Annotated in this window: 11 protein-coding genes; 6 read left to right on the top strand and 5 right to left on the bottom strand. The window is 69.1% G+C overall.

The genetic code is table 11. From position 1 onward, the window contains the following. Nucleotides 1–3 precede the first annotated feature (3 nt). Entirely contained in the window at nucleotides 4–552 is a 549-nt protein-coding gene (locus B1991_RS07600; RefSeq protein ID WP_136258122.1) for a hypothetical protein, read from the top strand. A gap of 19 nt (nucleotides 553–571) precedes the next feature. Here B1991_RS07600 and B1991_RS07595 read toward each other — a convergent pair whose 3' ends face one another. The 3 genes from B1991_RS07595 to B1991_RS07585 all read right to left on the bottom strand — a co-directional run bounded on the left by B1991_RS07595 (nucleotide 572) and on the right by B1991_RS07585 (nucleotide 2,125). Then, nucleotides 572–1,066 carry a cupin domain-containing protein gene (locus tag B1991_RS07595; RefSeq protein ID WP_136258121.1) on the bottom strand — a complete coding sequence of 165 codons (495 nt, stop codon included), beginning with the start codon at nucleotides 1,064–1,066 and terminating at the stop codon, nucleotides 572–574. Nucleotides 1,067–1,141: 75 nt separating this feature from the next. Next, nucleotides 1,142–1,522, bottom strand: coding sequence for a tautomerase family protein (locus B1991_RS07590; protein WP_136258120.1), 381 nt, complete (start codon nucleotides 1,520–1,522; stop codon nucleotides 1,142–1,144). A gap of 18 nt (nucleotides 1,523–1,540) precedes the next feature. After that, nucleotides 1,541–2,125, bottom strand: a complete 585-nt coding sequence (locus tag B1991_RS07585; RefSeq protein WP_136258119.1) for a DUF4865 family protein — start codon at nucleotides 2,123–2,125, stop codon at nucleotides 1,541–1,543. Between the two features lie 105 nt (nucleotides 2,126–2,230). Here B1991_RS07585 and B1991_RS07580 point away from each other — a divergent pair, with 105 nt between their 5' ends. The 3 genes from B1991_RS07580 to B1991_RS07570 all read left to right on the top strand — a co-directional run bounded on the left by B1991_RS07580 (nucleotide 2,231) and on the right by B1991_RS07570 (nucleotide 7,474). Continuing rightward, nucleotides 2,231–3,151: a LysR substrate-binding domain-containing protein gene (locus tag B1991_RS07580; RefSeq protein ID WP_136258118.1), complete on the top strand. Its 921-nt coding sequence runs from the start codon at nucleotides 2,231–2,233 to the stop codon at nucleotides 3,149–3,151. 142 nt (nucleotides 3,152–3,293) lie between these two features. Then, the gene (locus B1991_RS07575) at nucleotides 3,294–6,629 is read left to right on the top strand and encodes an EAL domain-containing protein (protein ID WP_168709599.1); all 3,336 of its coding nucleotides are present in this window, start codon (nucleotides 3,294–3,296) and stop codon (nucleotides 6,627–6,629) included. A gap of 89 nt (nucleotides 6,630–6,718) precedes the next feature. Next, on the top strand, nucleotides 6,719–7,474 hold the full coding sequence (locus tag B1991_RS07570) for a M90 family metallopeptidase (RefSeq protein WP_136258141.1): 756 nt from the start codon (nucleotides 6,719–6,721) through the stop codon (nucleotides 7,472–7,474). Between the two features lie 16 nt (nucleotides 7,475–7,490). Here the strand turns inward: B1991_RS07570 and B1991_RS07565 are convergent, their stop codons facing one another. Next, nucleotides 7,491–8,132, bottom strand: coding sequence for a Rossmann-fold NAD(P)-binding domain-containing protein (locus tag B1991_RS07565; RefSeq protein WP_136258116.1), 642 nt, complete (start codon nucleotides 8,130–8,132; stop codon nucleotides 7,491–7,493). 139 nt (nucleotides 8,133–8,271) lie between these two features. Continuing rightward, entirely contained in the window at nucleotides 8,272–9,075 is an 804-nt protein-coding gene (locus tag B1991_RS07560) for a hypothetical protein (protein WP_136258115.1), read from the bottom strand. Between the two features lie 445 nt (nucleotides 9,076–9,520). On the opposite strand from B1991_RS07560, the gene B1991_RS07555 reads away from it, so the two are divergent. Both B1991_RS07555 and B1991_RS07550 read left to right on the top strand, forming a co-directional pair. Continuing rightward, on the top strand, nucleotides 9,521–11,188 hold the full coding sequence (locus tag B1991_RS07555) for a tetratricopeptide repeat protein (RefSeq protein ID WP_136258114.1): 1,668 nt from the start codon (nucleotides 9,521–9,523) through the stop codon (nucleotides 11,186–11,188). A 254-nt stretch (nucleotides 11,189–11,442) separates the two neighbouring features. Next, a complete protein-coding gene (locus tag B1991_RS07550) occupies nucleotides 11,443–12,672 on the top strand; it encodes an MFS transporter (protein WP_136258113.1) in 1,230 nt (409 codons plus the stop codon). Nucleotides 12,673–12,917: the final 245 nt, after the last annotated feature.

The raw sequence follows: 12,917 nt of genomic DNA, 5'->3' as shown, positions 1-12,917 counted from the left end.
CGCATGTTTCAAGCAAACCGACCGCGCCTGGCTGGCGCCCTCCTCGTCCTCGTGACCGTGCTGGGCACGGGCTGCTCGGGCGTGGCCACGCGCGAGATCGAATCGGCACGTGCCGAGGTGCATCGCGAGCCGCTGGGCATGAACGCCAAGGGCTATCCCGACGCCAGCATCGATGCATCCGGCGCGGTGAAGATCGGCAGCGACAGCCTGGTCCTTTCCCGGACGCAGAAGGCCGAGACGCTGCGCTACCGCGAGGCGGTGATCGCGCTGGTGGATCTCTCGCTGGACAAGGCCACGCACATGACCCGGCACGTCATGGCCAGGACCGTGTTCGCGATGATGACCGGCCGCCTGGACAAGATGGAGAAGAAGCTGGAGCAGCAAGGCCTCGCGCTCTCCCACTCGCCCGAATTCTGCGCCGCGCTGGGCGACGTGGTGCGGCGCCAGGACGAGATGGTGCAGGCGGTGGTGAACCTGCGGCCCTACGCGCACATCAGTCAGCGGGAAGTAGACAACTGCGTGGCGGGCCGGCCGTACCACGCAGGCATCTAGGCCGCCGCGCGACCCACCCTCAGGGCTTCGTCGCGGCCACCTGCGACGGATCGTCGGCCGGATGCACGTAGTGGATCTGGAACGGCCCGTAGAAACTCAGGTCGATGACCACGCCTTCGTCCGCGGTATAGGCATAGTGGTGATGCATCGCCGGCAGCGACGCGTAGCTCATCGCCGGCAGCGCCTTGGCCGCGGCCTTGTCCACCTGGTCGCCCATGCCGATGTGGAAGGTTCCCTGCAGCACGGTGAAACCCTCGGCGGTCGGGTGCCAGTGCGGCGCCAACATGGTGTGCGGCGGGATCTTCAGGCGCAGGGTGGTGAACCCTTCCGCGAACGGATTGCCGCTCAGCACCGCCAGCTGCACGCCCTTGGGCAGCACCGGCGGTGCCGGCATCCATGTCAGGTCGCCGGGCGCGAGTTGCACGGCGGCAGCAGCAGGCGGCGCGGCCGCCGCGGGGGTCGGGGCCGGTACCAGTGAAAGCGCCAGCAAGGCGATCGTGCATGTCGTGTTCATGGGTGCATCCTCCGTCCGGGTAGAACCTGCTGCCACGGAAGAACCCCATCACGCGGCAAACTGCGACAGAGGCCGTCACACGTATTGCGCGATGCCGTTGCCGAACGACCAGTTGTCGCGGCTCGTCTCCACCAAGTTGATGAACACGTCCTGCGGGCGCAGGCCAGGGGCGGCGGCGAGGTTGTCGGCGATGCGCCGGTACAACGCCTGCTTCTGCGTCGTGCTGCGGCCGCTGGCGCAGGTGATCTGCACGATCACGAGATCGTCGCTGCGGGCGATGCCGAGATAGCCCGGATCGGCGTCGAACTCGTCCTCGTCGTGCTGGCTGACCACGATGAAGCGATCGTGCTCGGGCACGTCGAAGGTGTCGCGCATGGCATGGTAGATGCCGTCACGCAGGGCGGCGAGATGGGTGGCCGGCTTGCCGCGGCGCAAGGCGATGCGAACGAGGGGCATGGGAAGTCTCCGGAGGGTTCAAGAAATCACAACCGCCGAACCGCGGGCGCCGGGCTGCGAGACATGCCCCACGCGGTAGTTGCACGCACCGGCGACGGGACCGTGCGCGTCGGGCCACAGCCGCAGGCGCAGCAGCGTCCAGCCGGTGGGATCGAAGGCGCTGACGGCGGCCAGCGCACCGGCGGCGCGATCGACCTGCGCCGCGCGCGTCTCGGCCTCGCGCAGCTCGGCGAGCGGCGCATGCTCGGAAATGGCGACGAGCTCGCGCGTTGCCCGCGCAGCCGCACGCAGATCCGCGGCCCGATCCGCCCGCCACACCGACCACGTGCGCACCGGCGGCCAGCCGAACGCGCGGGTGAGCGCAGCGAAGCCGGCACCGGCCAGGAACGCGTTCATGCCTTCGCTGTCCTGCCACAGGTAGAACGGCGCGTAAGTGTTCTGCTCGCCCGGCGTGGCGTCGTCGTCGTGCCCGGCATACAGGTACGCCTTGAAACACAGCCGCGGGAAGTCGTCGAGCAGATGGCCCTTGTCGGCGATGCGACGGCGGATGATCGCCATGTCGTAATCGGCAGGCAAGCTGAAGGCGTACTGCATCGCGATCATGGAGTGCTCCTGGGGCGGGTTGACGCGATCCACGGTAGCGCGCCAATCTGGTCTTGAAAATCGGGAATTTCGGCATAAACAATCCTGAAAAACAGGACTGTCACCATGCGTCGCATCACTTTCGATCTCGATGTCCTGCGCAGCTTCGCCAGCGGCATCGAACTGGGCAGCTTCGCCAAGGCGGCCGACCGGCTCGGCCGCTCCACCTCGGCAGTCAGCGCGCAACTGAAGAAGCTGGAGAAACAGGCCGGCACCCCGCTGCTGCGCAAGGCGGGCCGCGGCATGGCGCTGACCGACGCGGGCGAGGTCATGCTGGCTTATGCGCGGCGCCTGCTGGAACTCAACGACGAGGCGGCGGCCGCGGTCCGCGGCAGCGAACTGGCCGGGCGGGTCCGGCTGGGCCTGCAGGAGGATTTCGGCGAGACGCTGTTGCCCGACGTGCTCGGGCGCTTCGCCCGCGCCCACCCGCAGGTGCGCATCGAGGCCCGCATCGCGCGCAACGCCGAACTGCGGCAGCAACTGGACGCGGGCCGGCTCGACCTGGCGCTGGCGTGGGAAACCGGCACGCCCGCCGCGCACGGCGAACACCTGGGCAAGGTGCCGATGCGCTGGATCGGCGCGGCGACGACGCCGCTCACGCTCGACCGTGGCGAACCGCTGCCGCTGGTGATGCTGGAACCGCCCTGCCTGCTGCGCAGCACCGCGATCGACGCCCTGGATCGCGCCGGCATCGCCTGGCGGGTGGCCTTCAGCAGCGCCAGCCTGGCCGGCGTATGGGCCGCGGTGGCGGCGGGGTTGGGCATCACCCTGCGCACGCCGCTGGGCCTGCCGGCCAGCGTGCGGATACTCGACACCGCGCCGGCAGCGTTGCCCGCGCCGCGCACGCTCGGCCTCGCGCTGATGTTCGCCGAGCCGGCGCCGAACCCGGCGGTGAGCCGGCTGGCCGCGATCATCCGCCATGACCTGCGCAGCTGGCTCGCCTCTGCGCCGGGACCGGGCCGCCGCCAGCGCACGCGCGCAACATGAGCGCCGCATTCAAGGGATTCCCGGCGCCGCCGCTACAAGGCAGGGATGTCCCGCAGCGAGCCGGACCGGCCTGCGCGGGGCCGCACCGATTGGGGTATGGTTGAACTTCGCAACGGGGACGGCGACCGCACGAGGCACCTGCATGAAGCAATGGCGCACGGCATGCATCGGAGGAGCGTTCTGTGGCCTGGCCGCGGCGTTTGCGGCAGCGACCGCGTCGGCGCCGCCGGCAGCCTCATCATCCGCCGCCCTGTCGCCCGCCCCTGCGCACATCCGCGTGGTCACCGACAACAACTACCCACCGTTCCTGTTCCTCGACGGCAATGGCGAGCCGCAGGGCTACGAAGTGGACATGTGGCGGCTGTTCCAGCAGCGCACCGGCATCCAGGTGGAACTGGCACCGATGGCCTGGGACCAGGCGCAGAAAGAGTTGCTGGCCGGCAAGGCCGACGTGATCGACATGCTCTACCGCACGCCGGAGCGCGTGCCGCTGTACGAGTTCTCCGCGCCTTACGCCGAGCAGGCCGTGGGCATCTACGTGGCGCGCAGCATCCGCGGCATCACCGACAGCGCCGGCCTGCGCGGCTTTCCCGTGGCGGTGGAGCGCGGCGACGCCTGCGCCGAACACATGCGCAGGCAAGGCATCACCGACCTGCACGAATACACCAATTACAAGGAGGTCATCCAGGCGGCGGTCGACGGCAACATCGGCGTCTTCTGCATGGACACCAACCCGGCCAACTACTACCTCTACCGCTACGCCGCGCTGGACAAGTTCTACCTCGCCTACATCCTCTACACCGGCCACACCCGCCGCGCCGTGCGCGCGGGCAACGGCGCGATGCTGCAGACGGTGGAGCACGGCATGGCGATGATCACCCCGGTCGAGCGCGCCGCCCTGCATGAGCGCTGGCTGGATCGCCCGGCCATGCCGCAACCTTTCGTGCGGACGGCGCGCATCGCGCTGGTCGTGGGGCTGGTGCTGGCCTTGCTGCTGGCCTTGTGGGTGTGGTTGCTGCGTCGCACGGTGGCCGCGCGCACCGGCGAGCTGCGCGCGCAGAAGCGCAACCTGCGCGCCTTGTTCGATGCCAGCCCGGACGCGATGTGGGTCAGCGACGGCAACGGTATACTCACCGATTGCAACGACCGCACGCTCGGCCTGTTCGGGCGCACCAGCGAATCGCTGCTCGGCCGCACGGCGTTCGACGCCTTCGATGCGCGCAACACGCGCTTCGCCGCCGCATCACGCTCGATGAGCCAGAGCGTGCTGTCGAACGGACAGCCGCGCAACGCGATCGTCCCCTACGAAGCGCCGGACGGCGACGGCCGGCAGCTGGAACTGAGCAAGGTGCCGTTGCACGAGCCCACCGGCGCGATCCACGGCGTGCTCACCGTGGCGCGCGACGTCACCCGGCGCCTGCACGGCGAGGCGCAACTGCGGCTATGGGCGCACGCGTTCCAGAATGCCGCCTTCGGCGTGGCCATCTGCGACTCGCGCACGCGGCTGCTGACCGCGGTCAACCCGGTGTTCGCCAGCGAGCGCGGCTACGCGCCGGAGGAAATGGTCGGCACACCGGTCGACGCACTGTTCCCCCCCGACGTCCTTGCCCGCCAGCACGAACGATGGGCGCAGGCTGACCGCCTCGCGCACCTGGTGTGGGAAACCGAGCAGATCACCCGCGACGGACGCCGCTTCCCCGCGAAACTGGACTGCTCGGTGATCCACGACGAGGGCGGCGCGGCGCTTTACGCGATCCTTTACGCGCAGGACATCACCGAGCGCAAACGCGCCGACAGCGAACTGCGCCTGGCCGCGGTAGCCTTCCAGACCCAGGAGGCGCTGATGGTGACCGACGCCGAAGGCGTCATCCAGCGCGTCAACCAGGCGTTCACCCGGCTCACCGGCTATCGCCTGGAAGAGGTGCGGGGGCATCCCTCGTCGCAGGTCTGGGCGCGCCGCGACGACGAGGCACCGGCGCACGCGCGCCAAGAGCAGCTCGGCCCCGACAGCTTCTGGCAGGAGGAGCGCTGGATCCAGGTCAAGCACGGCCAGCCGCGGGTGGTGCGCGCGGCCACGTCGGCGGTCGCCGACGCGCAAGGCCAGGTCACCCACCGCGTCTGCACCATGGTCGACCTGACCAGCGAACGCGAGGCCCATGCCAGCGTCGACCACATGACCTTCTTCGACCCGCTCACCGACCTGCCGAACCGGCATTTCCTGCGCAACCACCTGAAGCACCTGCTGGGTCAGACCGAAGGTTTCCGCGCGCTGCTGCTGCTGGTCGACCTGGACCACTTCAAGCGCGTCAACGACCTGCGCGGCCACGCCGCCGGCGATCACCTGCTGACCCTGATCGCGCAGCGCCTGCGCCGGCTGCTGGAAGACGGCTGCGTACTGGCGCGCTTCGGCGGCGGCACGTTCGCGCTGGCCGTGCCGTGCGAGCGGAGCGGCCGCGGCGAACGCGCACTGCGCGCCCGCGAGTGTGCCGAGTGCGTGCGCCAGGCGTTGCGCGAGCCGTTCCGGCTGGCCACCGACACCCCGGTGACGATCACCGCCAGCATCGGCTGGAGCGAGCTGGCCGCGGGCCACGACACGCCCGAATCGGTACTGCGCGAGGCGGAGTTGGCGATGTACGGCGCCAAGGCCGCCGGGCGCGACCAGGTGTGCCGCTTCGAGCCGGAGATGCTGGCCGAGCTGGCGCAACGCGAAGGCCTGGTGCACGACCTGCGCGATGCCATCACCCAAGGCGCCATGGCGCTGGACCTGCAGGCGCAGGTCGACCGCTGGGGCCGCGTGCTCGGCGCCGAGGCGCTGCTGCGCTGGACGCGTCGTGGCACGCCGGTGTCGCCCACCGTATTCATCCCGATCGCCGAGGAAAGCGGGCTGATCGTGCCGCTGGGCGACTGGGTGCTGCAGCGCGCCTGCGAACTGCTGGTGGTCTGGGCGGAGCGCCCCGCCACGCGGTCGTTGACGCTGGCGGTCAACGTCAGCGCCCGCCAGTTCAACCAGGCCCGTTTCGTGGACGGCGTGCGCAACGCGCTGGCGAGCACCGGCGCCGATCCCTCGCGGCTGAAACTGGAGATCACCGAAACCACCATCCTGGGCGACCTGGCCGAGGCGGCGGTCAAGCTCACCGCGTTGCGTGCGCAAGGCATCCGCATCTCGCTGGACGACTTCGGTACCGGCTATTCCTCGCTCACCTACCTGTCGCGCCTGCCGCTGGACCAGTTGAAGATCGACCAGTCCTTCGTCGCCTGCCTGCCGGATGACGCCAACGGTGCCATGGTGGCGCAGACCATCATCGGCATGGGTCGCGGCCTGGGCCTGGAGGTGATTGCCGAAGGCGTGGAGACCATCGCGCAGCGGCAGTTCCTGATGAGCCAGGGCTGCGACGTGTTCCAGGGCTACCTGATCGGCCGCCCGATGCCGCCGGCGGAGTTCGAGGCGATGCTGGAAGCGCACCCCACGCCGGTCTGAATCCCCGAACCGTGCGCGCGCCGTCACACCCGCTTGAGTAACCGGGCGGCGGCCCAGATGTTCCGGAGCTCCCACTCCAACACGTGGCCATGTTCGACTTCTTCCGCAACTGGCGCGCACGGCGTACCGTCATGCGGCACCCGATCGCCGAAGCGCTCTGGCGCGAGGCGCTGCAGCGCTGCACGGCCGCGCGCCGGCTGGGCGCCTCGGACCAGGCCGCGCTGCGCGTGCTGGCCACGCTGTTCCTCGAGCGCAAGTCGCTGGAACCGGCCGGGGACCTGGTGCTGGGCGACGTCGACCGCGTGCTGCTGGCGGCGCATGCCTGCGTGCCCATCCTGAAACTCGGCATGGACTGGTACGACGGCTGGCACAGCATCATCGTCTACCCGGATGCGTTCATGCCGCAGCGCGAGCACGTGGATGCCGCCGGCGTGGTTCATCAGGGTCACAGCGTGCTGGCCGGCGAGGCATGGGGCCGCGGCCCGGTGATCCTGTCATGGGCGGACGTGCTGGGCAGCGGACACCCGCCCGGGCACAACGTGGTCATCCACGAGATGGCGCACAAGCTCGACATGCTCAACGGCGAAGCAAACGGCTTCCCGCCGCTGCACCGGCGCATGGATGCCAGGCGGTGGTCGCAGGTGTTCTCCGACGCCTGGAAGCAGCTCCAGCGGACACGCAATGACGGCGACAAGCTGCCGATCGATCCGTACGCGCTGGAAAACCCGGCCGAGTTCTTCGCCGTGTGCAGCGAACAGTTTTTCGAAACACCGGCCAACCTGCGCGAGCAACTGCCGGAGGTCTACCGGCAACTCGAACTGTTCTACCGCCAGCATCCGCTGTAGGCCGGCGCCTGCCGTTTCATGCCGGCGACAGCAACTGCTCCGGGGAAATCACCGCGCAGCCGGGCGTCATCGCCAGCGCCGATTGCAACAAGGCCTGCGCGATTCGCGGCGCCGGGACGATGCGCCAGCGTCGCGGCACGATCGGCGCCAGCGCCTGCAACAGACGCATGCCGACATGCTCGCGCAACCGCTGTCGCTCGCGCTCGCCGCCGATCAGCGACGGCCGCAGCACGGTCAGCGAGGGATAACCCAGCGCCTGCACCGCCTGCTCCACCTCGCCCTTGGTACGCAGGTAGAAGTAACGCGACGCCGCGTCGGCACCCAACGACGAGGTCAGCGCGAAAGCCTGCGCGCCACCGGCCCGCGCCAGCCGCGCAAACGCCAGCACGTAATCGAAATCCACCCGCCGGAATGCCGCCGGCGAGCCGGCATCGCGCAGCGTCGTGCCCAGCGTGCAGATCGCCGCATCGGCCTGCCACCACGCAGCATCCGTCGGCAGCTGTTCGAAGTCGACCACGGGATTCACCAGTTTGGGATGCGGCGGCAGCGGGCGCCTCGTCGGTGCCACTACCTGGGTGACGGTGGCGTCAGCCAGGGCCATCCGCAGCACCTCGCGCCCGACCAGGCCGGTGGCACCGCACAGCAACACTCGGGACATGCATGCCTCCGGCCGATTCAGGAGAAGCGCGACGGACGAAGCAGGCTGATCGCCAATCCCGGCTTGCGCCTGCACGCCATCCGCACTCCTGATGTTACCCCCGCGATCCGCCGTAGCCGTGGCCGGCCGGGTCGCCCGATCACGGCCCCAGCATTTGCGGCACGAATGCGTGCCAGGCCGGCGCATCCCACAACAGCTGGATGGCGACCACAACGGGCAGCGACACGGCCAGCCAGACCCCATAGACCCGAAGTACCGATTGATGCCGGATCACGTCCCACAGGAACAGCGGCGCCACCGCGAGCACGGTGTAAAGATCGGTCGAGAGGGGGCCGGGATAAAGGGAGGGCAACCAGGTGATCCGGTCGATCGCCGCCTGCAGCGGCCACGCCGTCGCCAGGAACATCATCCGCTTGTGAAAGTCCGGATCGGTGCGTCGCGCGCGCAAGGCGAGCCAGACAAGGACGGTAAAGAGCACGCCGGCCTTCAGCTGCAGCAGCGCGATGTTGTCGAGGAACAGCAGCGTTTGCCGGAGTTGCTCACGCAGCGGCGATGGCGCCGTCTGCGCTCCGTTCCAGACCTGCTGGTAGAGCGTCGGAACGAGGATGAAACCCGCCACGACGATGGCCGGCACCAGCACGAACGCGACGCGGCCCAGCAGTTGGTGGCGATCGCGACGACCGGTTGCCATCAGCCAGGACTGGGCCAGCAGCAACAGCAGGAAGCTGCCCATCAATACCGCATGCACGTGCAGGATCGGTGGGAACGGCGGCCTCGCCCCGGTACGGATCATGGCGAGTTTCTGCAGCGAGTCCGGCACGAACCCGGTCAGCGTGATGGCGATGAAGAAAGCCGCCATGAAGACCCAGATCCAGCGGTCGACGGCCGCCGCGACGTTCGGACGGGTGGGTAGGTCGAGCGCTTGCGCGTGATTGATGGTCATGGTGTCCCCGACGGTGCCGCAACGTATGGCTCAACCGGGCTCGGCCACCGACTCGGTCGCGGTGCCGGGAGCACAGGTGAGTCCAATGGCACGGGCACCGCTCCCACCCGGAAATCCAGGCAAACGGTGCTGTTCGTGCCCGCCCGAAAACTGGTGTTTCCCCTCACTGCCCCATCGCACACTCATGCGGCCGAATGCGGTAAGGCATCTGCGCACGTCGCGCATGGTGTGCTTTCCGGAGTGGGACCGCAACAGCCGGCTGGACGGCCAAAAGCTGTCAGGGACAATGTCGCCGTGGAAGGTATGGATGGACGTCCAATCGGCCACAGGGGGCGTTGAAGCAGCGCGTGCGCGGAAGGAGGAAATCGCGCATCCATTCGCGCAAACCTGGGCTACTCTGTCCGTCGCTTCCCCCTGTTTCCGAACCGGCCATGGGAGAACCACGATGATCCGTCGATCCTTGCTCCTGCCACTGCTGGCCATCGCGCTGACGGCCTGCAGCCCGGCGCAGAAGACTGCCAGCGACGCACTCGCCATCGAAACCGCTGCGCCGCCGCTGTTCGACACCTTCGGCGATCTGCACCACGACGTCGCCACGCGCATGCCTGCCGCGCAACGCTATTTCGACCAGGGCCTGCGCATGGCCTACGGCTTCAACCACGAGGCGGCCGGGCGCTCCTTTGCCGAGGCGGCACGGCTGGATCCGCAATGTGCGATGTGCGTGTGGGGCCAGGCGCTGGTGCTGGGGCCGAACATCAATCTGCCGATGGACCCGGCCCACGCGAAGGACGCCACCGCCCTCGCCGCGCGCGCCGCGAGCCTGGCCGCCACCGCGCGCCCGGTCGACCGTGCACTGATCCAGGCACTGCAGCTGCGTTACGCCGACCCGGCGCCGGAAGATCGCGCACCACTGGACCGCGCCTATGCCGAGGCAATGGCGCGCGTGGTCGCGCAATTTCCCGAGGACGACGATGCAGCCACCCTTTACGCGGAAGCGCTGATGGACCTTTCACCCTGGGCGTACTGGGAAAAGGATGGTGCCCCGGGCCAGTTCACCACACACCTGCTCGGCGAACTGGAACGCGTGCTGGCGCGCAACCCGCGCCACATCGGCGCGATGCATTACTACATCCACGCCACCGAATCCTCGCCCGAACCGCAGCGCGCCGAACCCTGGGCCGACGCGCTGGCCGCGCTGGCGCCCGGATCGGGCCACCTGGTGCACATGCCCGCGCACACCTACATCCGCGTCGGCCGCTACCACGACGCGACCCTGACCAACCTCGCCGCCACCACCGCCGACAAGGATTTCCTGGCGATGTGCCGCGGCAGCAACGGCGTCTACCCGCTGGGCTACGTGCCGCACAACTGGCACTTCGCCACGATGACGACGGGCCTGACCGGCTCGCGCACGCTGGCGCTGCAGGCGGCGGAGCAGACTGCCCGACGCGCCGACCGCGCAGTGATGGGTGGGGCGCCGATGGAGTTCATGCAGCAATTCGTGGTCACGCCGTTGCTCACCCAGGTCCGTTTCGGCGACTGGGACGCGATCCTCGCCGATACCGCGACATCGCCGGAGCTGCCCTATCCGACGGCGATCCGGCACTTCGCCCGCGGCATGGCGCACGCGCGCAAGGGCGCGCTGGCCGAAGCCGCGCGCGAAGCCGATGCCCTGCACGCAATCGCCGTCGATCCGGCGATGGCGAAGATCAGCTTCTTCGACATCAACCAGGCCGGCAACGTACTGCGCGTGGCGGACGCCATGCTGCACGGGGAGCTGCTGCGCGCGCAGGGCAAGCACGCGCAGGCCATCGCCATGTTGCGCGAAGCCGCTGCCGCCGAGGACGCCCTGGCCTACAACGAACCGGCCGACTGGCCGCTGCCGGTGCGCCCCTACCTCGGTGCCGCGCTGCTCGAGACCGGCGATGCCACGGGCGCGGCGGAAGCATTCAAGCAGGACCTGAGGACCTACCCGCTCAACGGCTGGTCGCTGTTCGGCCTCGCGCAGGCGCAGCAAAAGCTCGGTCAGGTCGACGCCGCGCGTGAAACATCGAAGCAGCAGGCGGCCGCCTGGCAGTGGGCCGATGCGCCGCTGACGACGGCGCGGTACTGATAGCGAAGAGGCCCCTCGCAGTCCCATCCTGCCGTCACTCCGGCCAAGGTGCGCGACCTTCCGGAACAACCGGCGCGACGGCGTCGACGCCACGCCCCCGGAATTTTCGGTTGTTCCGGGCCACGCTTCGCCCGTGCATGCGCCGTGACCCGCACACTGCCGGGCGGCGACAAACGCTTTCCCGTCCGGTTACCCTGCCGAAGCCGCGCCGGCTCCGCCGACCGCGCGGCGCGTGCCATCCGCGGGCCTTTCGCATGTTGAGCAGCATCCGCACCACCACACCGCTGTTGTCGAGCACCGTGTTCCTGCTGATGGGCGTCGGCCTGCTGCACACGCATATCGCGTTGCAGGGCGCGGTGCTGGGTTTCTCCGTGGCGATGATCGGCGTGCTGACCTCGGCCTACTACACCGGCTTCCTGGTCGGCACCTACACGGTGCCCCGGCTCACGCACCGCTTCGGCCACATCCGCACGTTCGCGTTCTGCACCTCGCTGCTGGCGGTGGTGGTGCTGGTGCAGGCGCTGACCTCGGCCTACGCGGCATGGCTGGTGCTGCGCGTATTGCAGGGGCTGCTGCTGGTGGGCCTCTACGCGATCATCGAGAGCTGGCTCAACACCGCCGCCGATCCCAGACATCGCAGTTCGGTGTTCGCCGTCTACATGATGCTGAACCTCGGCGCCAGCGCGATGGCGCAGCAGTTCCTGCACATCGGCGGCGAGGGCTTCGTGTTGTTCTGCGTGGTGGCGATCCTGATCTGCGCGGCGAACCTGCCGGTGGTGGTGACCCCGCAGCCGCAGCCGGCCATCCATGCCGCGCCGCGCGTGCAGGTCGGGCGCATGTTCCGGCTGGTGCCGACCGCGCTGGTCAGCGCGCTGATCTCGGGCATGGTGCTGGGCGCGTTCTGGGGCCTGTTGCCGCTGTACGCGGCCGCGCGCGGTCTCGGCGTGGCCGAAGTCGGCACCTACATGAGCGTGGCCATCGCCGGGGGCGTGGTGCTGCAGTTGCCGCTGGGGCGGTTGTCCGACCGCATCGACCGGCGCCTGGCGCTGGCCTTGATCAGCGCCACCGCGGCGCTGGCGGCGCTGGCCAACCTGGTGTTGCCGAACGCCGGCCATACTGTCGCGATGCTGCTGGTGTTCGCCTTCGGCGGCATGAGCTTCGCGGTGTACCCGATCGCGGTCGCGCACCTGGTGGACTACCTGCGCCGCGACGAGCTGCTGTCCGGGTCGAGCACGGTGCTGCTGGTCAACGGCATCGGCTCGTCGGTGGGGCCGCTGCTGGCGGGCACGCTGATGAGCCTGACGCGGCCGACGCTGCTGTTCGGCTGGTTCGCGGCGCTCGATGGCCTGCTGGCCGGCTACGCGCTGTACCGTTTCATGCGCCGCAAGCGCGAAGTGACACCGGACGACAGCTTCGTGCCGCTGGTGCACACCACCCCGGGCGCGATGGACATGCACCCCGATGCGCCGGAGCGATCAGCCTAGGCATCAGGCACCACGTGCACGAATCGAGCCGCCGCCTGCGCCGCTATGACTGCGTCGGGTTCTACCCCGATTCTGCGGACACTTTCACTAAGCCCCATACTGGGCCAGAGGAGTGTCCATGTCCAAGCGCAAGCGTTACAGCCCTGAATACAAACGGGAGATCGTCGAACTGGTTCGGCGGTGTGCGTTCCGCGGCCGCCCCGGCGCCACGGACGGCTCCGCTTAATTAAACACACCTGCCACGG

The sequence above is a fragment of the Rhodanobacter lindaniclasticus genome, assembly GCF_004799035.1.
Taxonomy (GTDB): domain Bacteria; phylum Pseudomonadota; class Gammaproteobacteria; order Xanthomonadales; family Rhodanobacteraceae; genus Rhodanobacter; species Rhodanobacter lindaniclasticus.
Note: the sequence above shows the minus strand (reverse complement) of the source record. Positions and strands in the feature narration are given on the sequence as shown.